The 26,384-nt window shown below is 67.1% G+C and carries 24 protein-coding genes; 6 read left to right on the plus strand and 18 right to left on the minus strand.

Annotation, left to right across the window (positions count from 1 at the left end):
- Positions 1–61 precede the first annotated feature (61 nt).
- The 7 genes from IMZ29_RS04685 to rpsB form a co-directional block, all read right to left on the minus strand.
- A complete protein-coding gene (locus IMZ29_RS04685; protein ID WP_216181157.1) occupies positions 62–1,261 on the minus strand; it encodes a 1-deoxy-D-xylulose-5-phosphate reductoisomerase in 1,200 nt (399 codons plus the stop codon).
- 4 nt (positions 1,262–1,265) lie between these two features.
- Positions 1,266–2,252 carry a phosphatidate cytidylyltransferase gene (locus IMZ29_RS04690; RefSeq protein WP_216181160.1) on the minus strand — a complete coding sequence of 329 codons (987 nt, stop codon included), beginning with the start codon at positions 2,250–2,252 and terminating at the stop codon, positions 1,266–1,268.
- A 4-nt stretch (positions 2,253–2,256) separates the two neighbouring features.
- Entirely contained in the window at positions 2,257–3,039 is a 783-nt protein-coding gene (gene uppS, locus IMZ29_RS04695) for a polyprenyl diphosphate synthase (RefSeq protein WP_216181163.1), read from the minus strand.
- Positions 3,040–3,067: 28 nt separating this feature from the next.
- Positions 3,068–3,628, minus strand: coding sequence for a ribosome recycling factor (gene frr / locus IMZ29_RS04700; RefSeq protein WP_216181166.1), 561 nt, complete (start codon positions 3,626–3,628; stop codon positions 3,068–3,070).
- 9 nt (positions 3,629–3,637) lie between these two features.
- Positions 3,638–4,363, minus strand: a complete 726-nt coding sequence (gene pyrH, locus IMZ29_RS04705) for a UMP kinase (protein WP_216181168.1) — start codon at positions 4,361–4,363, stop codon at positions 3,638–3,640.
- Between the two features lie 75 nt (positions 4,364–4,438).
- Positions 4,439–5,323 carry a translation elongation factor Ts gene (tsf, locus tag IMZ29_RS04710; protein WP_216181171.1) on the minus strand — a complete coding sequence of 295 codons (885 nt, stop codon included), beginning with the start codon at positions 5,321–5,323 and terminating at the stop codon, positions 4,439–4,441.
- A gap of 210 nt (positions 5,324–5,533) precedes the next feature.
- On the minus strand, positions 5,534–6,289 hold the full coding sequence (rpsB, locus tag IMZ29_RS04715) for a 30S ribosomal protein S2 (protein WP_216181174.1): 756 nt from the start codon (positions 6,287–6,289) through the stop codon (positions 5,534–5,536).
- Between the two features lie 157 nt (positions 6,290–6,446).
- On the opposite strand from rpsB, the gene map reads away from it, so the two are divergent.
- Both map and IMZ29_RS04725 read left to right on the plus strand, forming a co-directional pair.
- Entirely contained in the window at positions 6,447–7,250 is an 804-nt protein-coding gene (gene map, locus IMZ29_RS04720) for a type I methionyl aminopeptidase (protein ID WP_216181176.1), read from the plus strand.
- 16 nt (positions 7,251–7,266) lie between these two features.
- On the plus strand, positions 7,267–9,867 hold the full coding sequence (locus IMZ29_RS04725; RefSeq protein ID WP_216181179.1) for a [protein-PII] uridylyltransferase: 2,601 nt from the start codon (positions 7,267–7,269) through the stop codon (positions 9,865–9,867).
- Between the two features lie 70 nt (positions 9,868–9,937).
- On the opposite strand, the gene IMZ29_RS04730 is transcribed toward IMZ29_RS04725, so the two are convergent.
- Genes IMZ29_RS04730 through smc form a run of 4 tightly spaced genes read right to left on the minus strand, consistent with a single transcriptional unit; the run spans position 9,938 to position 17,408 of the window.
- Entirely contained in the window at positions 9,938–10,696 is a 759-nt protein-coding gene (locus IMZ29_RS04730) for an S-methyl-5'-thioinosine phosphorylase (protein WP_216181183.1), read from the minus strand.
- The gene (gene ligA / locus IMZ29_RS04735) at positions 10,696–12,723 is read right to left on the minus strand and encodes an NAD-dependent DNA ligase LigA (protein ID WP_216181186.1); all 2,028 of its coding nucleotides are present in this window, start codon (positions 12,721–12,723) and stop codon (positions 10,696–10,698) included. The genes IMZ29_RS04730 and ligA overlap by 1 nt, the downstream gene beginning before the upstream one ends.
- Positions 12,720–13,853 (minus strand): cell division protein ZipA C-terminal FtsZ-binding domain-containing protein, encoded by a 1,134-nt coding sequence (locus tag IMZ29_RS04740; protein ID WP_216181189.1) that lies wholly within the window; start codon positions 13,851–13,853, stop codon positions 12,720–12,722. Before IMZ29_RS04740 ends, ligA begins: the two co-directional genes overlap by 4 nt.
- Before the next feature lie 21 nt (positions 13,854–13,874).
- On the minus strand, positions 13,875–17,408 hold the full coding sequence (gene smc, locus IMZ29_RS04745) for a chromosome segregation protein SMC (RefSeq protein ID WP_216181192.1): 3,534 nt from the start codon (positions 17,406–17,408) through the stop codon (positions 13,875–13,877).
- 245 nt (positions 17,409–17,653) lie between these two features.
- Here smc and lplT point away from each other — a divergent pair, with 245 nt between their 5' ends.
- On the plus strand, positions 17,654–18,958 hold the full coding sequence (gene lplT, locus IMZ29_RS04750; protein WP_216181391.1) for a lysophospholipid transporter LplT: 1,305 nt from the start codon (positions 17,654–17,656) through the stop codon (positions 18,956–18,958).
- A gap of 75 nt (positions 18,959–19,033) precedes the next feature.
- Here lplT and IMZ29_RS04755 read toward each other — a convergent pair whose 3' ends face one another.
- The 4 genes from IMZ29_RS04755 to IMZ29_RS04765 all read right to left on the minus strand — a co-directional run bounded on the left by IMZ29_RS04755 (position 19,034) and on the right by IMZ29_RS04765 (position 21,619).
- Entirely contained in the window at positions 19,034–19,984 is a 951-nt protein-coding gene (locus IMZ29_RS04755) for a hypothetical protein (RefSeq protein WP_216181195.1), read from the minus strand.
- Positions 19,981–20,445 carry a ribosomal protein S18-alanine N-acetyltransferase gene (rimI, locus tag IMZ29_RS22580; protein WP_253206829.1) on the minus strand — a complete coding sequence of 155 codons (465 nt, stop codon included), beginning with the start codon at positions 20,443–20,445 and terminating at the stop codon, positions 19,981–19,983. Before rimI ends, IMZ29_RS04755 begins: the two co-directional genes overlap by 4 nt.
- Positions 20,442–21,215: a tRNA (adenosine(37)-N6)-threonylcarbamoyltransferase complex dimerization subunit type 1 TsaB gene (tsaB, locus tag IMZ29_RS22585; RefSeq protein WP_253206831.1), complete on the minus strand. Its 774-nt coding sequence runs from the start codon at positions 21,213–21,215 to the stop codon at positions 20,442–20,444. The genes rimI and tsaB overlap by 4 nt, the downstream gene beginning before the upstream one ends.
- A 77-nt stretch (positions 21,216–21,292) precedes the next feature.
- Positions 21,293–21,619 carry a hypothetical protein gene (locus IMZ29_RS04765; RefSeq protein WP_216181198.1) on the minus strand — a complete coding sequence of 109 codons (327 nt, stop codon included), beginning with the start codon at positions 21,617–21,619 and terminating at the stop codon, positions 21,293–21,295.
- Between the two features lie 163 nt (positions 21,620–21,782).
- On the opposite strand from IMZ29_RS04765, the gene ompR reads away from it, so the two are divergent.
- Genes ompR through IMZ29_RS04780 form a run of 3 tightly spaced genes read left to right on the plus strand, consistent with a single transcriptional unit; the run spans position 21,783 to position 24,492 of the window.
- A complete protein-coding gene (gene ompR / locus IMZ29_RS04770; protein ID WP_216181201.1) occupies positions 21,783–22,523 on the plus strand; it encodes an osmolarity response regulator transcription factor OmpR in 741 nt (246 codons plus the stop codon).
- 50 nt (positions 22,524–22,573) lie between these two features.
- Positions 22,574–23,911 carry an ATP-binding protein gene (locus IMZ29_RS04775; RefSeq protein ID WP_216181204.1) on the plus strand — a complete coding sequence of 446 codons (1,338 nt, stop codon included), beginning with the start codon at positions 22,574–22,576 and terminating at the stop codon, positions 23,909–23,911.
- 32 nt (positions 23,912–23,943) lie between these two features.
- A complete protein-coding gene (locus tag IMZ29_RS04780) occupies positions 23,944–24,492 on the plus strand; it encodes a peroxiredoxin (protein WP_216181208.1) in 549 nt (182 codons plus the stop codon).
- 49 nt (positions 24,493–24,541) lie between these two features.
- Here IMZ29_RS04780 and IMZ29_RS04785 read toward each other — a convergent pair whose 3' ends face one another.
- From IMZ29_RS04785 to ppa, 3 genes are all read right to left on the minus strand, one after another.
- Positions 24,542–25,429 carry a hypothetical protein gene (locus IMZ29_RS04785; RefSeq protein WP_216181211.1) on the minus strand — a complete coding sequence of 296 codons (888 nt, stop codon included), beginning with the start codon at positions 25,427–25,429 and terminating at the stop codon, positions 24,542–24,544.
- A 147-nt stretch (positions 25,430–25,576) separates the two neighbouring features.
- Positions 25,577–25,714 (minus strand): entericidin A/B family lipoprotein, encoded by a 138-nt coding sequence (locus IMZ29_RS04790; RefSeq protein ID WP_216181214.1) that lies wholly within the window; start codon positions 25,712–25,714, stop codon positions 25,577–25,579.
- Positions 25,715–25,819: 105 nt separating this feature from the next.
- Entirely contained in the window at positions 25,820–26,359 is a 540-nt protein-coding gene (gene ppa / locus IMZ29_RS04795; protein WP_216181216.1) for an inorganic diphosphatase, read from the minus strand.
- Positions 26,360–26,384 lie beyond the last annotated feature (25 nt).

The following is a 26,384-nucleotide window of genomic DNA, read 5'->3' on the forward strand; positions in this document are numbered from 1 at the left end:
ATGCCTCGCTGTCGCAAGCGGTTATTCAGTGGCGGCACACCGCCCGTTGGGAACCCCGGCATCAGGCAACCCGCCGATGCGCGGCCAGCGCGCGCGCCGTCTCGCGAGCCGCCACATCAGCGCCTAGCACGTCTTCCAGCGAACCTGGCACGCCCGTGGCGCCGGTGGCACGCTCGAGCGTGCCGGCGATCACGGGCGCGATGTCGGTAAAGCCCAGTCGACCCTCAAGAAAGGCTTCGACTGCAATCTCATTGGCTGCGTTCAACGCAATGCACGCCCATTGCCCCAGGCGCAAAGCGTCCCAGGCGAGGCCCAGGCACGGAAAGCGCACAAGATCCGGCTCCTCGAAATCCAGCCGGCCGATGCGCGCAAGCTCCAGCGGCGAGACACCCGCCGCAATGCGCTCTGGAAAGCCCAGGCCGTAGGCGATCGGTGTGCGCATGTCCGGCTGGCCCAACTGCGCGAGCACGGAACCATCGTCGTACTCGACGAGCGAATGCACGACGCTCTGCGGATGCACGACCACCGCCAGGCGATCGGCCGGCATGGCGAAGAGCCAATGGGCCTCAATAACTTCCAGGCCCTTGTTCAGCATGGTGGCCGAATCCACCGAGATCTTGCGGCCCATCGACCAGTTCGGATGCGCGCAGGCCTCGGCAGGCGTCACGCCGGCCAGGGATTCCAGCGTGCGGGTACGAAACGGCCCACCCGAGGCGGTCAGCAGCAGGCGGCGCACGCCGCGCGCCGGCTCGGCGGGGGCGCGTGCAGCCCCGGACGACGGCAGACACTGGAAGATCGCGTTGTGTTCGCTGTCGATGGGCAGCAGCTCGCCACCGCTGTCGCGCACGGCCTGCATGAAGAGGCCGCCCGCAGCGACCAGCGCTTCCTTATTCGCCAGCAGCAGGCGCTTGCCGGCGCGCGCGGCGGCAAAGGCCGACGGCAGCCCCGCCGCGCCCACGATGGCGGCCATGACGGTGTCACAGCCAGGATCGGCGGCAGTGTCGGCCAGTGCCTGAGCCCCGACACGAATCTCTGGCAGCGGGCGGCCGGCCGGCCATGCGGCTTCGAAGCGCTCGCGCGCCGGCGCATCGGGCACCACGACGACGGGGGCATCGCAGGCCAAGGCCTGGGCGGCCAACGCTTCCATGCGGCTATGTGCGCTCAACGCAAAAACGCGCAGGCGATCGGGGTGACGCATGACGACGTCGAGCGTGCTGACGCCGATCGAGCCGGTGGCGCCGAGAATGGCGATGTGACGCATGAAGTCAGGACAACACGAGAAGCATGGCGAGCGGCGCCGTGGGCAGCACAGCGTCGATGCGATCGAAGACACCACCGTGGCCCGGCAGCAACTGGCTGGAATCCTTGCGGCCGGCACGGCGCTTGAGCAGCGACTCGAAGAGATCGCCCGCGACGGAGAACACGGCCAGCAAGGCTGTCAGCCCCACCGCACCGAACCAGCCCCAGTGGGCGACGAGATCGCCGCCATAGGTGGAGGGGCCGACCGGCGTGCTGGACGCGAAAGCCGCACAGCCCACGACCCAGAGGATGGCACACACCATGCCGCCGATCGCACCCGAGATCGTCTTGCCCGGGCTGATGCGCGGCGCGAGCTTGGCCCCACCCACGCGCCGGCCGACGAAGTAGGCGCCGATATCGGCGGCCCACACAATACCAAGCAGCGACACGAGATACAGCACGCCATGACCATAGGCCACCAGCAACGCCGCGCAGGCGGCAGGCACGGCCAGCAGGCCGAACGCCGTGAGGAGCACGCTGAAAGGGGCCTTGTCAGTGCGTGCGACGAAGAGGTAGCCGAGCACGGCGACCCAGCCCACCATGGCCCAGATCCAGGTGCGGCCGACCAGTTGCTGCATGAGCTGGACCCAGCCCAGCGTGCCGAAGCCGATGATCGCGGATTCCGCCCCGGACAGCAGCACACCGACCGGTCCGCCCAGGACGGAGTAATCCAGCAGCAGCCGCACGGCGAGGGCCAGCCCCGCGGCGGTGGCGAGAACACGCAGACCGCCCTGCAGGCCGGTTTCGCCCTGGAACAGCACATTCGCGAGCGGCATGCCGCCCTGCCCGCCCGCGGGCACCGCACGGGCCAACGTGAGGCGCCACCACTCAAAGAGCGCGGCAATCCCGAACACGGCGACCAGGATGGCGAAGGGCAATGGCCCCGGTGCGGCCATGACCGCAGCGAGGATGATCAACAAGACGACTGCGGTGACGACGCGCTGCCCGAGCATGGGCTCACCCCTCCTGCGTAACGGTGATGGCGGCCTCGGGGGCCAGTTGCGCGCTCGTTCGGCCGAAGCGCCGCTCACGCTGACGGTACCACGCGAACGCCTCTTCCAAGGCGGCGCGGCCGAAGTCTGGCCAGTACCGATCGGTGAAATAGAGCTCGGTATACGCGAGCTGCCAGATAGCGAAATTGGAAACGCGTTGTTCGCCGCCCGTACGGATGAACAGATCCGGTTCGGGCGCGAAGGCCATGGCGAGATACGGTGCGAGACGCGACTCATCGATGCCGGCGGGATCGTCCGCGAGCTCGGGATGGTCGCGCAGCATGGCGCGCATGGCGGAAAGGATGTCCCATCGCCCGCCGTAGTTCGCGGCGATGGTCAGGTGCAGCAGGTCATTGTGCGCGGTGCGCCGCTCGGCGTCGCGAATCATGTCCTGCAGACGGGGCTCGAAGGCGGAGAGCTCGCCCACCACCCGCAGGCGCACCCCACGCTCGGCAAGCTTGCCGACTTCGCGCTGGATGGCTTGGATGAAGAGCCGCATGAGGTAGGACACCTCATCGGCTGGACGGCGCCAGTTCTCGGAACTGAAGGCGAAGAGCGTGAGATAGCGGACCCCGGCCTCGCCGCATCCCTGGACGATGGCCCGGACGGCCTCCACGCCCTTGGCGTGGCCGGCCACGCGCGGCAGACGCCGGCGCGTGGCCCAGCGGCCGTTGCCATCCATGATGACCGCGACGTGGCGCGGGACGATCCCCGTATCGGGGATGCCGAGTGTCGAACTGATGCTCATGCAGGCAACCGGGGCTGTGGGCCGAAGCTCACACCTTCATGATCTCGGCTTCTTTCTGCGTGACGACCTTGTCGATCTCGGCCACGTAGCGATCGGTGAGCTTCTGCACGTCGTCCTGGGCACGGCGATCATCGTCTTCGGAGATGGCCTTGTCCTTCAACAGACGCTTGAACTGCTCGTTGGCATCGCGACGCAGGTTGCGAATGGCCACCTTGGCGCCCTCGCCCTCCGTGCGCACGACCTTGGTGAGGTCGCGGCGACGCTCTTCGGTGAGCGCGGGCATCGGCACGCGAATGGATTCACCCATGGCCTGCGGATTCAGCCCGAGATCGGATTCGCGGATCGCCTTGTCCACCACGGCCGCCATCGGCTTTTCCCAGACCTGCACGTTGAGCGTGCGGGCATCGACGACGGTGACGTTGGCGACCTGGCTCACCGGCACCATCGAACCGTAGTACTCGACCTGCACGTGATCGAGGATGCCCGCATGGGCGCGACCCGTGCGCAGCTTGGAGAGCTCGTTCTGCAGGTTCTCGATGGACTTGCGCATGCGCGCGTCGACGCTCTTGGTGACTTCAGCAGTGGACATGGTTTGCTCCTATACGTGAACCAGCGTTCCCTCATCGGCACCCATGACCACGCGGGCCAGCGCACCGGGCTTGTTGATGGAGAACACCTTGATGGGGAGTTTCTGGTCGCGGCACAGCGCGAAGGCGGTGGCATCCATGATCTCGAGGCGGCGATTGATCGCCTCGTCGAACGAGATGCGCGCATAGCGCGTGGCCGTCGGATCCTTGTTGGGATCGGCGCTGTAGACACCGTCCACGCGGGTGGCCTTCAACACGAGCTCCGCACCCACTTCCGCGCCACGCAGGGCGGCTGCGGTATCGGTGGTGAAGAACGGATTGCCCGTGCCGGCCGCGAAGATCACGACCTTGCCTTCCTCGAGATAGCGCAAGGCCTTCGGGCGGATATACGGCTCGACGACCTGCTCGATGTTCAGGGCGGACTGCACACGGGCATCCAGGCCGCGGTGCTTGAGCGCATCCTGCAGGGCCAGCGCATTCATGATCGTGGCGAGCATGCCCATGTAGTCGGCCGTCGCGCGATCCATGCCCTGCGCACCGGGGGCGACGCCGCGGAAGATGTTGCCGCCGCCGATCACGATGGCCAACTCCACGCCCAGGCGCGTCACGTCGAGGATCTCGTCGGACATGCGCATGATGGTCGTGCGGTTGATGCCGAACGCATCATCACCCATCAGGGCTTCGCCCGAGAGCTTCAGGAGGATTCGTTTGTAGGCGGGGGACGTCGAGGCAGTCATGGCGAATTTGGAAAGGCAAAAACGATAAAGGGGCAGGCACGACCGCACGCGGCGGTCACGCCTGCCCCTGGGACATCAGACGCGCGTGGAAGCAGCAGCCTGAGCCGCGACTTCAGCGGCGAAGTCGGTGGTCTTCTTCTCGATGCCTTCGCCCACCACGTACAGCACGAACTGCTGCACAGCGGCGCCCTTGGCCTTGAGCATCTGCTCGACCGTGCTCTTGTCGTCCTTGACGAAAGGTTGCGACAGGAGCGTAACCTCTTTCAGGAACTTCTGCACGGAGCCTTCGACCATCTTGGCGACGATCTCGGCAGGCTTGCCGGACTCGGCAGCCTTCTGCGAGGCGATCGAGCGTTCCTGCTCGATGGCAGCGGCGGGCACGCCGTCGGCGTTGAGGGCTTGCGGGCGGGTGGCGGCGACGTGCATCGCGACGTCCTTGCCGACCTGCTCGTCACCCGAGAACTCGACCAGCACGCCGATACGGCCACCGTGGCTGTAGCTGGCGACCTTGTTGGCGGTCTGGATGCGGGTGAAGCGGCGGATGCTGACGTTCTCGCCGATCTTGCCGATCAGGGCCGAACGGGTCGAATCGACCGTGCCTTCGCCCATCGGCAGCGCCGACAGGGCAGCCACGTCGGCGGGTGCGTCCTTGGCGACGCGCTCGGCCATCGCGTTCACGAAGGCGATGAAGTCATCGTTCTTCGCGACGAAGTCGGTTTCGCAGTTGACTTCGACAACGGCGGCCAGCTTGCCGTCGGCTTCGACGTGCAGGCCGATGAGGCCCTCGGCGGTCACGCGCGAGGCAGCCTTGCTCGCCTTGCTGCCGAGCTTGACGCGCAGCAGTTCCTCGGCACGGGCCAGATCGCCGTCAGCCTCGGTGAGTGCCTTCTTGCACTCCATCATGGGCGCGTCGGTCTTCTCGCGCAGTTCCTTGACCATCGCAGCAGTGATTTCTGCCATGCTCGCTCCTGAATGTTCGAACGGTTTGTCAATTCGGCAGGCCACGTGGGGTGCCCTGCCCGCGGTTCGCCGGGCTCAAAAAGAAGGGGCGCCATGCCCCTTGCCTCGTACTGCGAACCGCAACATGCTTGGCGCGCCAGGGCGGGCCTTGCCCGGCCCCGGCAGCGCGCTCGGACGCAACCGGTTAGGCTGCGTCGCGGACTTCGCCGCTTAGGCTTCGTCGCGGACTTCGACGAACTCGTCGTCGGCGCCTTCTTCGGCAGCGGCGTCCACCACGCCTTGCAGGGCGGCTTCGCGGCCTTCCAGGACGGCGTCAGCCGCACCACGGAAGTACAGGGCGATGGCCTTGCCCGAGTCGTCGTTGCCCGGGATCACGTGGGCCACGCCGTCCGGCGAGTGGTTGGTGTCGACCACGGCCACGACCGGGATACCCAGGGCACGGGCTTCGGCGATCGCGATCTTGTGGTAGCCAACGTCGACCATGAAAATGGCGTCGGGCAGACCGTTCAGATCCTTGATGCCGCCGATGGACTTGTTCAGCTTGTCGAGCTCACGCGAGAAGAGCAGCGCTTCCTTCTTGCTCATGCGCTCCAGACCGCCTTCGGCGATCACGGCTTCCATGTCCTTCAGACGCTTGATCGAGGTCTTGACCGTCTTGAAGTTGGTGAGCATGCCGCCCAGCCAACGGCTGTCGACGAAGGGCATGCCGGCGCGGGCGGCTTCCTCGGCCACGATGTCACGGGCAGCGCGCTTGGTGCCAACGAAGAGCACCGTACCGCCACGCGAGGAGAGCTGACGCAGGAACTTCATCGCGTCCTGGTACATCGCCAGCGTCTTTTCGAGGTTGACGATGTGGATCTTGTTGCGATGGCCGAAAATGTACGGGGCCATCTTGGGGTTCCAGAAGCGCGTTTGGTGACCGAAGTGGACACCGGCTTCCAGCATTTCACGCATGGTGACGGACATGGAGTTCTCCAAGGGTTGGGTCTTGCACCGCATCTGCACCGCCACATGTGGCAGCACCCTGGTGATACGGCACGCGATTTAAAAAGCGCTTTTCCCACAGAGTCAAAACGAGGGAAAGCCTATAATTCTATCATTTTTGGGATTCTGGCATCTAGACATGGGCATTGTTACCGATCAGACCGACCTCGACCGCATGCGCGCCGCCTGCCAGGCTGCTGCCGCCGTCCTGGATCACGTGGCCCCGCACATCAAGCCGGGCGTGAGCACTGCCGAGATCGACCGCATCTGTCACGAGCACATGCAGGCGCTCGGCGTCACCTCCGCCACCATCGGCTACGCCCCGCCCGGGCACCCGCCCTTCCCTGGCCACGTCTGCACGTCCGTCAACCATCAGGTCTGTCACGGCATGCCGGGCGACAAGATCCTGAAGAACGGCGACGTGGTCAACGTGGACGTCACCGTCATCAAGGATGGCTGGTTCGGCGACACGAGCCGCATGTTCGCCGTGGGCGAATCCTCGATTCTCGCGCGCCGCCTGACGGACATCACCTATGAATGCATGTGGCTCGGCATCGCGCAGGTGCGGCCCGGGGCCACCTTGGGCGACATCGGCTCGGCCATCCAGCGCCACGCCGAGAAGGCCGGCTTCTCGGTGGTGCGCGAATTCTGCGGGCATGGCATCGGCCAGAAATTCCACGAGGATCCGCAGGTGCTGCACTATGGCAAGCCGGGCACGGGCGTGAAGCTCGTCGAGGGCATGATCTTCACGATCGAACCCATGATCAATGCCGGGCGCCGCGAGATCCGTCAGCTCGCCGACGGCTGGACGGTGGTCACGCGCGATCACAGCCTGTCCGCACAATGGGAGCATACCGTGCGCGTCACGGCCGACGGCTACGAGGTGCTGACCGTCTCCCCCGGCATGCCCGCTGCGCCCGCCCTCATCACCGCCAACCCCTGAGCAGGAGCGCCGCGCGATGCACGCAGCCGCCGCCACGCCCGCCCCGGCCTCCGGGCCGGCCACGCTCACGTCCCTGCGCGAGAGCCTGCAGCGCGAGCGCGCGGCCGTCGTCGCGGCCTTCCGCGAGAACCTGCGCCCGGACGCCTTCCTGAACGGCCTGCGCCGTCTGGTCGACCGCACCCTCATCCAGTTGCTGGAGATCCACCCCCTGCCCGCGGGCGCGGCGCTCGCGGCCGTGGGTGGCTACGGGCGCGGCGAGCTCTACCCCTATTCCGACGTCGACATCCTCATCCTGCTGCCGGAGGCACCGCGGGCCGAGGACGAGAGCGCCGTCTCGGATCTGCTCACGGCCCTGTGGGACCTGGGCCTGGAGCCCGGCCACAGCGTGCGCACCGTCGCCCAGTGCCTGGAGGAAGCCGCCGCCGACATCACGGTGGAGACGGCCCTGCTCGAGGCCCGTTTTCTGGCCGGCAGCCGCGCGCTCATGCGCACCTTCACCCAGCAGATGCAGAAGCGCATGGATCCGCGCGCTTTCGTGCGCACCAAGAAGCTGGAGATGCAGCAGCGCCACACGCGCTACGAGAACACCCCGTACGCGCTCGAGCCCAACTGCAAGGAATCCCCCGGCGGACTGCGCGATCTCCAGGTGATCCTCTGGATGGCGCGCGCGGCAGGCTTTGGCCGCACCTGGCGGCAGATCGCCGATGCCGGGCTGCTCACCCCGCAGGAGGCGCGTCACCTGCGTCGCGCCGAACAGGCTTTCAAGCGCCTGCGCATCGAGCTGCACCTGCTCGCCGGTCGCCGAGAGGACCGCGTCATCTTCGATCACCAGTCCGCGCTGGCCCGGGTCTACGAGATTCCTGCGAACAGTGGGCGGCGTCCGAGCGAAGTGCTGATGCAGCGCTACTACTGGGCCGCCAAGCTCGTCACCCAGCTGAACAACATCCTCGTCCAGAACATCGAGTCGCGGCTGAACGACGATGGCTCGGAGGCCGAGCCCGTCGAGATCGACGAGGATTTCGTCCATCGACGCGGTCTCCTCGATATCCGGCTGGACGACGCCTTCGAGCGCAAGCCCACCCTGCTGCTGCGCGCCTTCCTGGTGATGCAGCAACACTCCGAGCTCACGGGCATGTCGGCGCGCATGGTGCGTGCGCTCTGGCATGCGCGCCGCCGCATCGACGGGCAGTTCCGTGCGAACCCGGTCAACCGCAAGCTCTTCCTGTCCCTGCTGCAGCAGCCGCGCGGCATCGTGCACGAGCTGCGCCGCATGAATGACCTCGGCGTGCTGCCGCAGTACCTGCCGCCCTTCCGGCGCATCGTGGGGCAGATGCAGCACGATCTCTTCCACGTCTACACGGTGGATCAGCACACGCTCATGGTGGTGCGCAATCTGCGGCGCTTCACGATGCAGGAGCATGCGCACGAATATCCGCTGTGCAGCGATCTGGTGGCGAACTTCGAACGGCACTGGCTGCTCTACGTGGCCGCGCTCTTTCACGACATCGCCAAGGGCCGCGGGGGCGACCACTCCGAGCTCGGCGCGGTCGACGTCCGCCGCTTCGCCCGCTCGCACGGCATCGACAAGGAAGACGCGCAACTCCTCGAATTCCTGGTGCGCAACCACCTGCTGCTGTCCACCGTGGCGCAGAAGCAGGATCTGTCCGATCCGGCCGTGATCCGGGATTTCGCAGACAAGGTCGGCACGGAACGCCGTCTCACGGCACTGTACCTTCTGACCGTGGCCGATATTCGCGGCACGAGCCCCAAGGTGTGGAACACCTGGAAGGGCAAGTTGCTGGAAAGCCTGTATCGGCAGACGCTCGCGGTGCTGGGCGGCGCCACGGTCTCGACCACCGCCGTGCTCTCGCAACGCAAGCAGGAAGCGGCGAGCCTGCTGCGCCTGGCGGGCCTGCGCGACGACGCCCGTGACGCACTCTGGCAGCAACTGGACGTGGCCTACTTCCTGCGCCATGAGGCAAGCGACATCGCCTGGCACACCCGCCACCTGTATCACAAGGTGGCCAATCCGACGCCTGTGGTGCGTGCGCGCTACACGGAAGCCGAGAGCCTGCAGTTCATGATCTATGCGCGCAGCACGGCGGATCTCTTCACCCGCCTGTGCGCATGGTTCGAGAGCCGACGCCTGAGCATCCAGGATGCGCGCATCACCACCACGCGACATGGCTGGGCACTCGACAGCTTCGTGGTGCTGTCATCGGGTAGCGCCAGCGAGCTGCGCGCGATGGTCTCGCTGCTTGAGCACGACCTCGCGGCATACCTCGACACGGCCGAGCCGCTGCCGCGCGGCGCCTCGGGCACGATCGGCCGCGCATCGCGGCGCTCGCGCGTCTTTCCGGTCACGCCGTCGATCGAGCTGCACCCGGACGAACGTGGCCGCGCGTGGATTCTCAGCATGAGCGCCACCGATCGCCCCGGTCTCCTGCACGCCGTGGCCCGCATCTTCGATGCGCACGCGCTCACGGTGTCCTCCGCCAAGGTGATGACGCTGGGCGAGCGCGTCGAGGACGTCTTCGTGCTGGATGGCGAAGCGCTCACCGACAACCGCGCCCAGTTGCGTTTCGAACAGGCGCTGCTGGGCACGCTCGCGGCCTGATGTGCGAAGGGGCGGCAGGTACGGCGCTTCTCGCGCCGCCTCTGCCGCCCCTGCTGGCGTGCTGGCCTCGTCAGGCCTGCACGGGGTCGGGCATCTGGCACCATGCGGCCAGCAGATGCTGTACCGACTGCATCGCGGCTTCGAACCGGGCCTGCGCCCCATCGAATGCGATCTCCCGCTGGCTGTCGCCCACACCCGCCGCATAATTGCTCACCACGCACAACGACGTGTAGGCGATGCCCAGCTCGCGCGCCAGCGCGGCTTCCGGCATGCTGGTCATGCCGACCAGATCGCAGCCATCACGGGCCAGGCGGCGGATCTCGGCAGCCGTCTCCAGTCGCGGGCCTTGCGTGCAGGCATACGTGCCCCCATCCACCACGGGGATGTTGCAGGCCGCGGCCGCAGCCAGCAGCTCCTCACGCAGCGCCGCGTCATAGGGCTCGGTCATGTCCACATGCACCACCGGGCGGTCCGTCGCATCCACGAAGGTGCCCGCACGGCCTGCGGTGTAGTCGATCAACTGATCCGGCAACACGAGCGAGCCCGGCGCGCAGTCAGCCCGCACGGCGCCCGTGCTCGCCACGGCGATGATCTGGCGCACGCCCACCTCGTGCAATGCCCACAGATTGGCGCGGTAATTGATGAGGTGCGGCGCGAGCGTGTGCCCGTAGCCATGACGATTCAGGAATACGATCTCCGAGCACTCCTGAATGCGCCCGAACGTGAGCGCACCGGACGGCAGCCCGTAGGGGGTGCGCACCGCCTGGCGTCGCGTCGGGGTGAGGCCGGCCATGCGATAAAAGCCGGTGCCGCCAAGGATTGCGCGCATCAGTTCGAATCTCCCAACAATTCAATGAGGCCTGCCTCGTCCAGCACGGGCACGCCGAGTTCCTGCGCCTTGGTGAGCTTGCTGCCCGCCTCCTCGCCCGCCACCACATAGCTCGTCTTGCGCGACACGGAGCCGCTCACCTTGCCGCCGGCCGCCGCGATGCGTTGCGCGGCTTGGTCACGGGTGAGCGTGGGCAGCGTGCCCGTGAGCACGAACGTCTTGCCGGCCAGCACCGCGCCTGCGGCCGCGGGTGCGGCCTCGGCCTGAGGCTCCACGCCACACTCGCCGAGCAGGCTTTGCAGCACCTCGCGATTGTGCGGCTCGCCCAGGAAATGCACGGCGGCGGCCGCCACCACGGGCCCCACCGAGGGCACGCCCATCATCGCGTGCTCGTCGGCGGCCAGCACGGCATCGAGCGAGCCGAAGTGGCGCGCGATGTCGCGCGCCGTCGTCTCGCCCACGTGCCGCATGCCCAAGGCGAAGAGCAGCCGGCCCAGCGAGGGCCGACGCGCCTTGTCGATAGCAGCCACGAGATTCTGTGCGGACTTCTCGCCCATGCGCTCCAGGCCCGCGAGCTCCTCGGCCTTCAAGGTGTAGATGTCGGCAAGCGACGTGAGCCGACCCAGATCCACCAGCCGGTCGATCAGCTTCTCGCCCAGGCCATCGATATCCAGCGCGCGGCGGCCCACGGCATGCGCCAGCGCCTGTTTGCGCTGGGCCGCGCAGACGAGGCCACCCGTGCAGCGGGCGATCGCTTCGCCCTCCAGCCGCTCGATGGCCGATCCGCAGACGGGGCAGGCCGTCGGCATCTCGAAAAGCGCGGCGTGTTCGGGCCGCAACTCGGGCACGGGCGCGACGACTTCGGGAATGACGTCGCCGGCGCGACGCACGACGACGGTGTCACCGATGCGCACGTCCTTGCGCCGCACCTCGTCCTCGTTGTGCAAGGTGGCATTCGTGACCGTCACGCCGCCAACGAACACGGGCTTCAGGCGGGCCACCGGCGTGATGGCCCCGGTACGGCCCACCTGCACGTCGATGCCGAGCAGTTCGGTGGTGGCCTCTTCCGCCGCGAACTTGTGGGCCAGCGCCCAGCGCGGCGCACGCGACACGAAGCCCAACTGCCGCTGAGCGGCCAGGCTATCGACCTTGTAGACGACGCCGTCGATGTCGTAGGCGAGGGAGGACCGGGCTTCGCCGATTTCGGTGAAGTACGCCAGCAGCCCTGCCGCGCCCTCGGCCACGCGCCGGCGATCATTCACCGGCACGCCGAGATCAGCAATCCATGCCAGCATGGCCGAGTGCGTGCGCACGTCCGGCATCTGGTCGACCTGGCCCCAGCCGTAGGCGAAAAAGCGCAGCGGGCGCGCGGCCGTGATGCGGGCATCGAGCTGGCGCAGGCTGCCGGCTGCGGCGTTGCGCGGATTGACGAAGAGCTTCTGGCCACGCTCGCCCTGGGCCTGGTTCAGGCGCTCGAAATCCTGGCGGAACATGAGCACCTCCCCGCGGATCTCCACCACGCCCGGCACCGGCTGGCGAAGCTGCAGCGGGATGGCGCGAATGGTGCGGACATTGGCGGTGACGTCCTCGCCGACCTGCCCGTTGCCGCGCGTGGCGGCCTGCACCAGATGGCCGTCCTCGTAGCGCAGGCTGATCGCAAGACCATCGAGCTTGAGTTCACACAGATAGGCCGGTGCGGCACCCGCGGCCAAGGCTCCCGACGCGGTCAGGCCGTCAGATACCCGCTTGTCGAACGCCTCGACTTCCTCGTCGGAAAACGCATTGCCCAGCGAGAGCATGGGCACGCTGTGCTGCACTTCGCCCAACTCGGAGGCCGGCGTGCCGCCGACCCGTTGCGTTGGGGAATCCGGCGTCACCCACTCCGGGTGCTCGGCCTCGAGATCGGCAAGCGCACGGAAAAGCCTGTCGTACTCGGCGTCTGCGATCGTGGGCGCATCGAGCACGTAATACTGATAGTCGTGCCGCGCGATCTCCTCGCGCAGCTGCTGCAGTCGTGCCTGGGTCAAGCGAACACCCTCACGGCACGCGGCGATCCGGCCTTCAGGCCGTTCTCTGCCAGCTGGCCGTACAGACGGCGCAGGTGCGCATCGACCGCGCCTTCACTGCCATCGGCGAGCGGCTGCCCGTTGTCGTCGACCACACCCGCCTCCAGCACGTCGGCGAGCTGGCGGGCGACGTGCGCCATGTCGGCGAACGCCGTGTCGCTCGCAGCATGGCGCGGCACGTCCAGCAGCAGACTGACGCGGCCGGCCACGGCCCCACCGCGCGCTTCGCTGGCCGGATGCACGAGGACGAAGCGCACCGCGCCTCGTTCATCACGCCATTCCAGTCGATCCGGGTCCGTGCCCTCGACGAAGCCAGCGTCGTGCGCCTGCGCCAGCACCTCGGCCACACGCCAGGGCTGCGGCCGCTGGGGCACCAGGGTCAGGCCGACGGACGTATCGAGCGCAGCGCACAGCTCGTCGAGCTGACGCGCGTGTTCCGCGACGTGAGCGGGATCCGGGCCCTCGATGCTCGCGTCGAGTTGTTCGGCGATGCGCTCGGCGCGGCTCCAGGCCTGTGCCCACTCGCTTGCCGTCAACGCGCCGCTGCGGTTCGCGAGCAGCACGGCGATCTGCAGGGACACGTAATCGCGATCGAGCCGCAGCTTGAGGAACTGGTCGCCATCGACCGTGCGCAGGAAGACGCGCAAGGGCTTCTGGCCCACACGATCGAGCTCGCGAACCAGGGGCAGCAGGTCCCGGCCAGGCACCGGACGGGCAAAGCCCAGATCGATGAGGGCTTCGACAGCGGTGTCGGGCTGGTCCTCGTCGACCCGCGACACCGTTCCTGCACCCACGGCCGGCTCGCGGCGGAACACGTCCTCGTCGTCGGCCTCAGGCGCAGCGTCATCGGTCGCCGCCGATTGCCAGGCGGGCTCGACGCGCTCGGTCGGCACGGGCGCTGCCTTCTTGACGGGCTTCGTCTTGACGACAGGCTCTGGCGCCGCGTCGCCCAGCAAAGGATCTTCCTGCGCCGGCGAGAACGTCGCCTGCATCTTGTTCCGTACCCGGCGGTCCTGCCACCAGTTCAGGCCCAGCACCACGACGATGAGCGCGACGCCCAGGACAATCAAGCCGATCTGCAAATCACTCATATAGGTCTCCCGCCTCCTGCTTCAGGCCGCTTCTGCGGTCAATTGAACCGCGGCTTCGATATCGACCGCCACGATACGGGACACACCCTGTTCCTGCATGGTAACCCCGACGAGCTGATGCGCCATCTCCATGGCAATCTTGTTGTGGGAAATGAAAAGAAATTGCGTGTGTTCGCTCATGCTGCGCACCAGGTTGGCATAGCGTTCGGTGTTGGCGTCGTCCAGGGGCGCATCCACTTCGTCCAGCAGACAGAAGGGCGCCGGATTGAGCTTGAAGAGCGCGAACACGAGCGCCGTGGCCGTGAGCGCCTTCTCGCCGCCGGACAGGAGGTGAATCGTGCTGTTGCGCTTGCCAGGGGGCTGTGCCATCACCTGCAGGCCGGCGTCGAGGATCTCGTCGCCCGTCATCTGCAGCTTGGCTTCGCCCCCGCCGAACAGGCGCGGGAAAAGCTCGCCGAAGTGCCCATTCACCGTGTTGAAGGTTTCCTGCAGCAACTGGCGCGTCTCGCGGTCGATGCGGCGAATGGCATCTTCCAGGGTCTCGATGGCCGACACGAGATCCGTCTGCTGCGAGGCAAGGAACCCCTGACGTTCACGCGCGGCATTGAGTTCTTCCAGCGCGGCGAGGTTGACCGCACCCAGGCCCGTGACTTCGCGGCCCACCCGCCCCACTTCGGCCTGCAGCCAGCCCAGACGACGCCGCTCGGCGGGCGCTTCGTCCAGCCATTGGGCGACCGCCGCCAGATCGACCTGGGCATCCGTGAGCTGCTGATCGTACTGTTCCTGCGCGAGTCGCGCGGCCTGCTCCTGCAATTGCAGTTCGGTGATCTTCGCGCGCTGCGGATCGAGCGAGCGCTCGACCTGCTGGCGCACTTCGTCCGCCGCCCGGAGTTGCGCGTTGAGGTCGTCGAGTTCGGCGCGCGCGCGCGCCAGGGCATCCTCGCGCTCGGCCCGCTCGGCCAGCGCTTCCTGCAGCCCGGCCTGGGCGGCCGCATCATCCAGGACGACGAGCTCCTCGGCCACGCCGCTCAGTTCCGCACGGGCACGTTCGGCCTGCTCCGCCACGCGCTGCAATGAACGCTGGAGCTCGCCGATACGCGCGGCCGCGCCGCGCTCGGCGAACTCTGCCTCGTGCGACGCACGTTCGGCTTCGCGCACCGCATCGCGCGCGCCGCGGGTCTGGGCTTCCAGCGTCTCCAGCGCGATCTCGGCATCGGCCACGCGCGACTGCTTCTCGCCCAACTCGCCATCGAGCACCTCGAAGCGGGCCTCGGCCTCTTCGCGTGCCGCGTGCAGTTCTTCTTCCTGCGCCGCGAGCTCCGCGCGGTCCTGAGCGATGCGTTCGCTCTGCGCGGCACTCTGCGCGGCCTGCTGGGCCAGGCGCTCGTGTTCGAGCTGGATGTTGTGGCGACGGCTCGTCACTTCGGCCAGTCGCTGGCGCGCGGCAGGCAGCGATTGCGCAAAGCCCGCGTAAGCCTGCTCGGCCCGCGTGGCGCTCGATCGCGCCTCGTCTGCGATCAGCTGCTGCGCCTTCAGCTCGCGCTGCAGATTGTCGATTTCCTGCTGGCGCGCCAGCATGCCGGCCTGCTCGGTATCGGGCGCATAGAAGCGGATGCCATGCGCATCGACCAAGTGGCCCGCACGCACGACGAACACCCCGCCAGGCGGCAACGTGCCCCGGGCCTTGAGCGCCTGGCTGGCATCATCGGCCACGTAGGTGTCGCGCAACCAGCTGCCCACCAGCATGCGCAGACGCGGATCCGTCACGCGCAGCAGCTCCACGGCCGGGCGCAGCCCCGCAGGCGCCGCCGGCAACGCATCCGGCACGGGCATCTGGTAGAAGGCAAGCCGTGCGGGCGGCGCATCCTCGCCCGCGAAGCCCGCGGCCCAGTCGAGCGTGCTCATCTCGAGCGCTGACATGCGCTCGCGCAGCACGGCCTCCAGCGCCGTTTCCCAGCCCGGCTCCACCTGCAGGCGCTGCCAGAGCCGCTCGCGATTGGCGAGCTCGTGTTTCTGCAGCCAGGGCTGCAGGGCACCGCGCTGCTCCACGTCGCGCTGCAGGCGCGTGAGCGCGGCGAGCCGCGCTTCGATGGTGCCGGCCGCGTTGGCCTGCTGCTGCGCGTGCTGCTGGGCCGTGCGGCGCTCGGCATCCAGGGCGGGGACGCGCTCCTCGAGCTCGAAGAGTTCGCCCTCGGCTTCTTCCACGCTTTGTGCCGCGGCGGCCAGATCACCTGCCAGCTGCTCGAGCCGGCCCGTGTCCGGCCGTGCGAGTTCCTGCGCCTGCTGCTGCAGGCGTTCGCGGCGCAGGGCCAGCTGCTGCAACTGACGATCGGCGTCGCGCTGCGCCTGCGCGGACAAGGCCAACGCCTGCTCCACGCGCGCCACGTCGCCACGCAACGTGGACATCTCTGCCTGGGCCTCGCGCAGACGCGTGTCCTGCGCGGGCAGTGCCGCGTGCAGGTCGTCCAGTCGCGCGCGAGCTTCCTCGGTGCGCATCGCCGCCATCTCGCGCGCTTCCTCGGCCTGCGCGATGCTCGCCTGGCCGTCTTCCGCTTCCTCGCCCGCCTGCGCGATCTGCGTCTGCAACTGATCCCGTCGCTGCTGCAGGCGGTTGCGCGCCTCGACCACGTACCGGATCTCGGCTTCCAGGCGGCTCACCTCGGTGTTGGCTTCATAGAGCCGGCCCTGCATCGCATGCAAGGCGTCGCTCGCGGCGTACTGGGCCTGACGCATGGATTCGAGCTGCGACTGTTCGCGCCGCAGGTCAGCCAGCGCGCCTTCGAGTGCGGTCTGTGCCCGCTCGGTCTCGTGGGCGAGTTTGTCGCGATTGGTGTCCGCCTCTTCCTTCTTCATGAGCCACAGGGCGTGCAGCTTGCGCTCGCCGTCGCGCTGCAGATCCTGATACCGCTGGGCGACGGCCGCCTGCGCCTCGAGCTTCTCGAGCTGGCTCGTGAGCTCGCGCAGGATGTCCTCGACCCGGGTCAGGTTCTCGCGCGTGTCTTCCAGGCGGTTGGCCGTCTCGCGGCGACGTTCCTTGTAGCGGGACACCCCCGCGGCTTCTTCCAGGAACACGCGCAGCTCTTCGGGCCGCGCTTCGATGATGCGCGCGATCATGCCCTGCCCGATGATGGCGTAGCCGCGCGCGCCAAGCCCCGTGCCGAGGAAGATGTCGTTGATGTCGCGCCGGCGCACCAGCTGGTTGTTCACGAAGTAGCTGCTGGTGCCATCGCGCGTCAGCACACGCTTGACGGCGATCTCCGCGTACTGGCTCCACTGCCCGGCCGCCCGCCCCTGCTCGTTGTCGAAGACGAGTTCGACGGACGAGCGCGCTGCCGGCTTGCGGTTGCCCGAGCCGTTGAAGATGACGTCCTGCATGGACTCGCCGCGCAGCTCCGAAGCGCGGGTTTCCCCCAGCACCCATCGCACCGCGTCGATGATGTTGGATTTGCCGCAGCCGTTGGGACCGACGACGCCGACGAGCTGGCTCGGTACCTGGATGGACGTGGCGTCCACGAACGACTTGAAGCCCGCTAGTTTGATCTGGGTAAGCCGCACCGGGTGACTAGACGGTTGTAAGGGTTGTAAGGCAAGGGTGGAAAGTGCTCCGTATAATACCCCACCGCCTGTCGGGGCTTGTCTCCCGCCGCGGTGCGGCATGGCAGAAATGTCGGTCGCGATGTCCCGGAACTCACACCGCATGCGGCTGTCCCAGCGTGCGCAGTTGCCCCTGTTGAACCAGCGGCCTTCCCAGGTCCGTGTGTACTGAGAGAGACATTTTGAGTCACGCCAGCAAGGCATCCATCCCCAGAGGTTTCTACCTGGTCATGGCGGCCCAATTCTTTTCATCGCTGGCGGACAATGCCTTGCTCATCGCAGCGATCGCCCTCATCCAGCAGTTGCACGGCCCGAGCTGGCTCGCGCCGATGGCCAAGTGGTCGTTCGCGCTGTCCTATGTGGTGCTGGCCGCGTTCGTCGGCGCGTTCGCGGACAGCCGGCCCAAGGGCCGCGTCATGTTCTACACGAACACGATCAAGGTGGCCGGCTGCCTGCTGATGTTCTGCTATGGCAGCTTCGGCCTCACCACCGACCAGCAGACCTACCTCGTGCTCGTGGCCTACGCGGTCGTGGGCATCGGCGCGGCGGCCTACTCGCCGGCCAAGTACGGCATCGTCACGGAAATGCTGCCCCCGAGCCTGCTGGTCAAGGGCAACAGCTGGATCGAAGGCCTTACGGTGGTCTCGGTGCTGCTGGGCGTGATGGTGGGCGGCGCCCTCATCAGCCCGGCCATCTCCAGCCGCATTCTCAGCTGGCACATCGTGCCCGGCCTCTCTACCCCAGCCGAAGCCGCGCTCGTCGTCATCGCACTCGTCTATGTCGTCGCCGCGATCTTCAACCTGCTGATCCCGCGCACGGGCGTGATCTACCCGCCGCAGCACACCAGCCCGGTGCGCCTGGTCAAGGAATTCAGCTACTACGTGCGCACCCTGTGGCGCGACAAGCTCGGTCAGATCTCGCTGGCCGTCACCACGCTCTTCTGGGGCGCGGGCGCCACGCTCCAGATGGTCGTGATCGAATGGGGCGGCCAGCACCTGGGGCTCACCCTGGACGAGTCCTCGATCCTCATGGGCGTGGCAGCCGTCGGCACCATCGGCGGCGCCATCCTCGCCGGCCGCGTGCCGCTCAAGCGGGCACTCACGGTGCTGTCGATGGGCGTGGGCATGGGCTTCGTCGTGCTGCTGATGCCGCTCGTCGAGAACATGGTGGCGGTCTACATCCTCCTCATTCTCATCGGCGGGCTGGGCGGCTTCTTCGTGGTCCCGATGAATGCGCTGTTGCAGCATCGCGGCCACGTGTTGCTGTCGGCCGGCCACTCCATCGCCGTGCAGAACTTCAACGAACAGCTGAACATCCTGCTGATGGTCGCGGCCTACTCGCTGATGCTCTGGATGGACATCTCCATCAACGTCATCATCGTGATGTTCGGCCTGCTGGTGTCCTCGCTGATGCTGATGATCATGGCGTGGAACCGCGCCAATCACCGCGCCGATCCGAACCTGGACGACCAGATCGGCCATCACGGCTACGGCACGGCGCTCAAGCGCTGAGCCTCATCCTGCCCGCCCGGCAACCCGGGCGGGGGCTGCGCCCGCGGCGCGGCAACGGCGCCGCGTGCTCAGTGCTCAGTCAGGCTCGCCGTTGACCTGCGCCGACAGGCGCAACAGGCCGCGCCACGTGGCGGCCTTGCCCTCGGCATTGAGACTCGCCTGGGCCAGGGAAGGCAGCAGCAACGCCGGCAACGGCACGCCATCGACAGCAATTTCCCCGACTGCATAGAGCTTGCCACCGGGCGCGAGCGCGGCCATGGCCGCCTCGCCGATGACGACGAGCGCAGCGGCGCCCTCTTCCGCCGCCTGCGGCCAGGCCGCGACGTCGCCCAGGGCATGCCCCTGGGCTGCCAGAAGCGCCGTCAGAAAACGCTGACGTCCGGGCGCAGCGACATCCTTGTCCAGCGTATCGCCCACGAGCAGCCAATCTTCCTGATCGGGTCGCGTGGCGGGCGCGCGCACGGCCACCCAGGGATGGGCGTCCGGGGCAGCATCGGCTTCCGATGCGGCTTGGCTCGCCTCGGCGGGATCGACATACGGTTCGCGGTGATAGACGTCGGCCACCGGGACCCGCGTGTGGACGGGTGCCTCATCCGATGGCGCCGACGCCTTCGTCGACGGGGATTGCGACCGATAAGGATCCGGGAGCGGCTCGCGCCGGAACAGATCGGCCGAGGCCGACGCGGCCGGCTCGTCACCCACGGGCTCGGACGCCTCAGCAGCGGCCGGCGTCGGCTCCCTGTCGGCGGACTCGCTCGATATCGCGTCCCCCAAAGAGTGCGGCGTCTGCGTCAATTCAGAGGAGCCAGGCGCCGTCGAGGCTGGCTGGGCGCTCACGTGTTCTGCTGGCGCGGGCTCGGGCGTCGCCTCCACAGGCGCCGTAGGCTCGGCGGCGATAACCGCCTCCTGAGGCGCGGGCGCCGCAGCAACCGCCTCCGGCACAGCCGGCGGCTCGGGCAGGCGCCACAGGTGTTCGATGCCGATCTCGCGCATCCACGCGCGACGAAGTCCTGTCGGCTGACTCATGCGCTTTCCTCGTTCGCCATCAACGTCTTGCGCATCACGATGGCATCCTCGCGGCCTTCCATGGCAGGGTAATAGCTGCGACGCAAGCCGATTCGGACATAGCCAGCGCGTTCATACATCTGCAGCGCCCGGGTATTGCTCACCCGCACTTCCAGCAACACGGCAGGCACGCCGGCAGCCAAGGTCTGATCCGCCACCCAGGCCAGCAGCTCGCGGCCGATGCCACGGTGCTGCGCGGGCGCGTCCACACTGATGTTCAGGAGATGCGCGTCGTCTGGAGACATCATCACGACGCAATAGGCGAGCAGCCGGCCATCTTCGCGCACCACCCAGGCCAAGTTGCCCGCGGCGAGCGAATCGGCGAAGTTGCCTCGCGTCCAGGGGTGGGTGTAGACGGCGTTTTCGATACGGCTGACGTCATCGAGGTCGGCCACACTCATGCGCGCGTAGCGCAACGTCATACCGGGCTCCCTGCACGAGGATTGCCACCCGCGCCTTCGGCGCGCTCGCGAGTGGTGAAGGCCACTTTGTCCCGCACGTAGAGCGGCTGCGCGGCCTCGGCGGGCACGGTCTCGCCGGCCCGCCAGGCCGCCAGGCCCAGCCAGGCCACCGCTTCAGCGTCCGGGCGCAACGGCGCATCGCGCAACCACGCCGGGCGCAAGCCACCGGCTTGGTGCAGTGCCGACGCGCAATCGCCCGCCACGCACAGACCCGCATCGTCGTCCGGCGGCACGCCCCACGCCTCGGCCTGAGCCTGCACCCACGGCGCGAGGCCCGCCGTGGCAATCAGCACGGGCGCCTGAAGACAGACAGTGTCGTCGCCGGATTGGCGATACACCGCGGCGTAGATTTCATCCATCCGAGCATCGAGCGCGATGACCCGCACAGGCGCCGGATCGTCGCGCAGACGCCAGGCCACCGCCGCGTGCGACGGCACCGCCACCACAGGGATGTTCAGGGCGAACGCGATGCCCTGCGTCACGCCACACGCCACGCGCAGGCCGGTGAAGCCGCCCGGGCCCGAGCCGAAGGCCACGGCGCCGATGGCCTCGCGCGACACCCCGGCCTCGGCCAGCACGGAATCGATCAGGGGGAGAATGCGCGCCGAGTGTTCTGCGGCCCCATCATGGGCGGCAAGATGCAGGCGGGTCGTGCCGTCGGCATGCGTGCGCAGCAAGGCGACGCCGCAACGATCGGACGAAGTTTCGAGGGCAAGGAGGCAGTCGGGCATACTGCGCGCATTGTAGCGGCAGCCCGGGCGTCAGAGGGGCACGGAGCCGTCTCAACGACGCATCAGAAAGATAGGAATCAGCGACGCACCGGCACCGCGCGATCACGCGGCAACGACGGCTTGCGGCTGGGCGATGCGTAGATATCCTCTGCAGCATCGCGGATCTGCTGGCGAAGCTGGAACCGCTCGGAATCGGACAACCCGAAGGTCTCGTCCGACAGCCCCGCGGCATGCGTGAGCGACAGGGTCTGCGCCGTCACGGCACCCAGCGACGCATGGGGCGATTCGAAGCCGGCAGCACGGGGCAAACCATCATCGCTGCGCACGGGAGCGAACTGCGCAAAGGCCGCACCGGAGTGCAATCCCCCTGCGACAACGGCCAGACAAGCAAGCTTTTGGAGCATGACTCGACACTCTTCACTGCACTGAGTGGCCATCATACGATGGGGGTTTCGGGGGTCAGGCGTCACCAGTCGCGTTATTATGTAACAACGGATGATTTCCCATAGTGGAGGCGTGGCCTCTCCGCTACAGTTACATTTATCCCGACTCCCTTCCTTGCGTCAAATGCCACATAGCCATACACCTGCTCTGCCCAAGAAAATCCTGGTCGTGGATGATGACGGGCGGCTACGGGACCTGCTTCGGCGCTACCTGTCCGAGCAAGGGTTCAACGTCACCGCCGTCGAAGACGCGAATGCCATGGACAAGGCCTGGCAGCGTGAGCACTTCGATCTCCTCGTGCTCGATCTCATGATGCCTGGCGAGGATGGCCTGTCGGTTTGCCGCCGCCTGCGTGGCGCCCACAACAATACCCCGATCATCATGCTCACGGCCAAGGCCGAGGACATCGATCGCATCGTGGGCCTGGAAATGGGTGCCGACGATTATCTCTCCAAGCCCTTCAACCCGCGTGAGCTGCTCGCCCGCATCAATGCGGTGCTGCGTCGCCGCGGCCCCGAAGAGCATCCCGGCGCGCCCAGCCAGGAAGAAGACGACTGGGTCCGCTTCGGTCCCTGGGTCCTCAACCTGTCCACGCGTACCCTGCTGAAGGATGGCGAGCCGGTGCCGATCACCACCGGCGAATTCTCCGTCCTGAAGGTGTTTGCCCGCCACCCCAAGATTCCGCTGTCGCGCGACAAGCTCATGGAGCTCGCCCGCGGCCGCGAATACGAGGCCTTCGACCGCAGCCTGGACGTGCAGATCTCGCGTCTGCGTAAGCTCATCGAAGTCGATCCGGCCAAGCCGGTCTTCATCCAGACGGTTTGGGGCATGGGCTACGTGTTCGTGCCGGACGGCGGGACCTGATCTGATGCCTTGCAATCCGGCGGCCTCGGCCGCCGGCCACCTGCCCCACCATGCGTAGAATCGTTCGTTGGGGGCTTTTCGGCCGTACGTTCCTGTTGTTGACCGCGTTGATGGTCGCGAGCCTGGCTGCCTGGCTTCAGGCTTTCCGCAACATGGAAATCGAGCCTCGTGCCCACCAGATGGCGCAGCAGATCGTCACCGCGGTGAACATCACGCGCGCCGCACTGGTCTACTCCGCCCCCATCCGCCGCCGCTTCCTCCTTCTGGACCTCGCCACCAACGAAGGCATCCAGATCTACCCGCGCGACCCCGCCGATCGATCCGAGCCGCTGCCTGACACCACGCTGATGCAGTGGGTGTCTGCGCAGATCATGCACCAGCTCGGCCCGCAGACGCAGATCAAGTGGGCGGTCAACGACATGCCTGGCCTGTGGGTAAGCTTCAGCATCGAGGGCGACAACTACTGGGCCGTGCTCGAACGCGCACGTACGGAACGGCATGATGGCGTGCAGTGGTTGGGCTGGGGTCTGGCCGCCCTGCTGCTCTCGCTCCTGGGCGCCGCGATGATCGTGGGCTTCGTCAATCGTCCCCTTTCCCGCCTTGCCCGCGCGGCTCAGGCGTTGTCGCGCGGCGAGCCGCCCACGCCGCTGCCCGAAGAATCCGGCCCGGACGAGATCCGCAGCGTGAACGCGAGCTTCAATCGCATGGTGAGCGAGCTCGATCGCGCCGAAGCCGATCGCGCTCTGATGCTGGCTGGCATCTCGCACGACCTGCGCACGCCGCTCGCACGGATTCGGCTCGAGATCGAGATGAGCCCGATGTCGGACGAGGCTCGCAACGGCATCGATAGCGACCTCGCCCAGATCGATCACACCATCGGCCAGTTCCTGGAGTACGCCCGCCCCGCCTCCAACGCCAAGGGCGCCACGGACGTCTCCGAACTCGCCCTCACCGTGGCCGAGCGCGAGCAGACCGTGACGGTGGCGCGCGGCGGCCTGCTGAGCATGGCGATCGCGCCAGGATTGCAGGCCCGCATCAACTCCGCCGATCTGCAGCGCGCGCTCGTCAACCTGATCGAGAACGCACGCAAGTACGGCCAGTCGCCCGGCAAGCCGCTGGAGATCCTGGTGCGCGCCTTCGCGCGCGGCAACGAGATCTGCATCGACGTGTGCGATCGCGGACCCGGCATTGCCGACGAGGAGCGCGAGCGCCTCATCCGCCCATTCGTACGCGGCGCGGGTGCGCGTACCGACGCCTCCGGCGCTGGCCTGGGCCTGGCCATCGTGCGCCGCTTGCTGCTCCCCTCGGGCGGCAGCCTGGAACTCATTCGCCGCACGAACGGTGGCCTGTGCGCCAGGATCACGCTGCCCGCCTACAACGGCAAGTAGAATCGGTAGGGTGACCCCTGCATGGAGACTGCATGAAAACCGTAGGCGACAAACTCGATCCCTTCCGCGTCACCGGCGTCAAGCCCGGCTTCAACCTGGCCGATGAGAACGGCATCTCAGCTTTCGAGACCATCACGGAAAGCTCCTTCCCCGGCAAGTGGAAGGTCATCTACTTCTACGTGAAGGATTTCAGCGATCTGTGCCCCAGCGAGATCCTGGGCTTCGCCAGACTGGCCCCCGAATTCGAGGCGCGCGACGCCGTGCTCATGGGCGGCTCCACGGACAGCGAATACGCCAAGCTTGGCTGGCGCCGTGAGCACGCCGAACTCTCTCGGCTCAACCACTACCAGTTCGCCGACATGACCGGCGATCTCATCGAACAACTCGGCATCCGCGACCGCAGCACCGGCACGCCCATGCGCGCCACCTTCCTCGTCGATCACGACAACGTGATCCAGCACGTGAGCGTGACGAACGCCATGATTGGCCGCAGCCCCGATGAAACGCTGCGTCTGCTCGATGCGCTGCAGACGGGCGAGCCCTGCCCCGCTGGGCGCCCTGTCGGCGGCGTGACGCTGTAGCGAGCGGCGACACCGCTATCGCCCATGACGGCAGCACTTGCTGCCGTCGTCAACGCCCCTTCGCCGGATAACCCAGCGATTCCCAGGATGGCAGATCGCACGACAAGGGCTGCGCAGGAGCCACGATGTCCCGGCTGCCGGTGACGATCTCTGCATGATCGGCGAGCGCTGGGGGCAGGCCTGGCCATCCTGCGGCGGCGAGCAAGCGCTGCGTGCTTGCCTGTCGTCCAAGTACGACGGCCGTATAAAGAGCGCCGAGGATGGCGCCATGATCTGCGCTACGCAGCAGCGCATCGATCATCTGGGCATTGTCATGGATCAAGGCCAGTTCGAGCGCATCCGCATACTTCACGACGACACCTGCGCTGCAGGATACGGGCGTCTCGAGGCTGGCGCGATAGCCGTACGATCTCAGGCCGCCGCCGCGTTCGAGTGCCATCGCAACCCAATCCTGCCGATCGTAGCGGGCGCCCAGCAGCAACTGATTGTCGGCGCTCAGCCACTTCTCGCAGGTGCCGGTACAGCGCATCAGCGCCGAGACGGCTGCGGCGCTGCCATCGGCCAGCTGCGTGTCGACGGTATGTGCACGTGATCTACCGATGTCGTCTCGCCACACCGTCGCACCGTGTGCGATCCCGAGGGCAAGCGCGATGACTGCAGGAACCACCTGGACACGGACAACAAGGCGCCGAAGCCAACCCAGTTCGGCCGGCCAACGCAGCAATGCCAGAATAATGACATTCGCAAGGCAGCTGATGCCATTGCCGGCGGCCAACACAACCAGGCCTTCGCGCCACCCGACGCCCACGAATGGGAAGCCCATCCCGCCCTGCGCGCCGACGATGATCAATGAGCCGCCCAGAATCACGCCAAAGGCTGCGGCAACAACGGACACCAAGCCCAGAGACACGAGAGCGACAAGCAACAGAACATGCATCGCCGCAATATATCAGAGCGCGCCAAGGGCATCGCCAATGTCCGAACAATGCCCGCCGTCGTCGCGGGAGGAAAAGAACGCGCCGCCGGCGCGCAACAAAAAAGGGCGCTCCGTTGGGAGCACCCTTTTTTGTTTTGGGACGTCTGCTTAACGCGCGCGTTCAGCAGCACCCTGCATCTTTTCACCACCGCGCTCGATGTCGCGACCAGCGCCCTCGACGGTGTTGCAGCCTGCGGCCAAGGTGCTGGCGCCCAACAGCAGCGCGAGAACAAACTTTTGAATCATGACGATCTCCTGAGTACGGTAGCTTTGCGGGCCTTCCCGCGGCGAGCGGAACGTTGAAAACGGTCCAGCTCGCGCCCCCTCAGCGAGAATCGTGCCTGACTCCGATCAGGCGCGGGATTGGTCCGCGTAGCGCTGGGCGCTTTGCGAAATTTCAGCGCGAGCGGCTTCCGGGCCGGCCCATCCCTTCACCTTTACCCACTTGCCCTTTTCCAGATCCTTGTAGTGTTCGAAGAAGTGCTGGATACGGGCCAGCTCGATGGCCGGGAGGTCTTCGGGCTTCTCGAGGTGCGCGTAGTTCGGCAGCAGCTTGGTGACCGGAACGGCGAGCACCTTGGCGTCGCCGCCGGCTTCGTCTTCCATTTCCAGCACGCCGATGGCGCGGCACTTGACGACCGCGCCGCACACGACGGGGAACGGGGCCATCACGAGCACGTCGACGGGGTCGCCGTCATCCGACAGCGTGGCCGGCACGTAGCCGTAATTGCACGGGTAGTGCATGGCGGTGGTCATGAAGCGATCCACGAACAGCGCGCCGGTTTCCTTGTCGACTTCGTACTTGACCGGGTCGGCGGTCATCGGGATTTCGATGATCACGTTGAATTCGTCGGGCAGCTTGCTCCCGGCGGGGACTTGGGTCAGGCTCATCTGAGTTTCCTTCTGCGGAAAACGG

The sequence above is a fragment of the Verticiella alkaliphila genome (assembly GCF_018904615.1).
Lineage (GTDB): Bacteria > Pseudomonadota > Gammaproteobacteria > Burkholderiales > Burkholderiaceae_B > Verticiella > Verticiella alkaliphila.

Bases quoted from the DNA above. Each gene is read 5' to 3' on its own strand.
- uppS (WP_216181163.1), bottom strand. From the start codon at position 3,039: ATGAGCATCAGTTCGACACTCGGCATCCCCGATACGGGGATCGTCCCG.
- IMZ29_RS04755 (WP_216181195.1), bottom strand. From the start codon at position 19,984: ATGAGTCAGCCGACAGGACTTCGTCGCGCGTGGATGCGCGAGATCGGC.
- IMZ29_RS04725 (WP_216181179.1), top strand. From the start codon at position 7,267: ATGCACGCAGCCGCCGCCACGCCCGCCCCGGCCTCCGGGCCGGCCACG.
- tsf (WP_216181171.1), bottom strand. From the start codon at position 5,323: ATGGCAGAAATCACTGCTGCGATGGTCAAGGAACTGCGCGAGAAGACC.
- pyrH (WP_216181168.1), bottom strand. From the start codon at position 4,363: ATGACTGCCTCGACGTCCCCCGCCTACAAACGAATCCTCCTGAAGCTC.
- IMZ29_RS04775 (WP_216181204.1), top strand. From the start codon at position 22,574: ATGCGTAGAATCGTTCGTTGGGGGCTTTTCGGCCGTACGTTCCTGTTG.
- ppa (WP_216181216.1), bottom strand. From the start codon at position 26,359: ATGAGCCTGACCCAAGTCCCCGCCGGGAGCAAGCTGCCCGACGAATTC.
- IMZ29_RS04780 (WP_216181208.1), top strand. From the start codon at position 23,944: ATGAAAACCGTAGGCGACAAACTCGATCCCTTCCGCGTCACCGGCGTC.
- IMZ29_RS04730 (WP_216181183.1), bottom strand. From the start codon at position 10,696: ATGCGCGCAATCCTTGGCGGCACCGGCTTTTATCGCATGGCCGGCCTC.
- IMZ29_RS04740 (WP_216181189.1), bottom strand. From the start codon at position 13,853: ATGAGTGATTTGCAGATCGGCTTGATTGTCCTGGGCGTCGCGCTCATC.
- map (WP_216181176.1), top strand. From the start codon at position 6,447: ATGGGCATTGTTACCGATCAGACCGACCTCGACCGCATGCGCGCCGCC.
- rimI (WP_253206829.1), bottom strand. From the start codon at position 20,445: ATGACGTTGCGCTACGCGCGCATGAGTGTGGCCGACCTCGATGACGTC.
- frr (WP_216181166.1), bottom strand. From the start codon at position 3,628: ATGTCCACTGCTGAAGTCACCAAGAGCGTCGACGCGCGCATGCGCAAG.
- IMZ29_RS04690 (WP_216181160.1), bottom strand. From the start codon at position 2,252: ATGCTCGGGCAGCGCGTCGTCACCGCAGTCGTCTTGTTGATCATCCTC.
- rpsB (WP_216181174.1), bottom strand. From the start codon at position 6,289: ATGTCCGTCACCATGCGTGAAATGCTGGAAGCCGGTGTCCACTTCGGT.
- IMZ29_RS04785 (WP_216181211.1), bottom strand. From the start codon at position 25,429: ATGCATGTTCTGTTGCTTGTCGCTCTCGTGTCTCTGGGCTTGGTGTCC.
- IMZ29_RS04765 (WP_216181198.1), bottom strand. From the start codon at position 21,619: ATGCTCCAAAAGCTTGCTTGTCTGGCCGTTGTCGCAGGGGGATTGCAC.
- tsaB (WP_253206831.1), bottom strand. From the start codon at position 21,215: ATGCCCGACTGCCTCCTTGCCCTCGAAACTTCGTCCGATCGTTGCGGC.
- ompR (WP_216181201.1), top strand. From the start codon at position 21,783: ATGCCACATAGCCATACACCTGCTCTGCCCAAGAAAATCCTGGTCGTG.
- IMZ29_RS04790 (WP_216181214.1), bottom strand. From the start codon at position 25,714: ATGATTCAAAAGTTTGTTCTCGCGCTGCTGTTGGGCGCCAGCACCTTG.
- IMZ29_RS04685 (WP_216181157.1), bottom strand. From the start codon at position 1,261: ATGCGTCACATCGCCATTCTCGGCGCCACCGGCTCGATCGGCGTCAGC.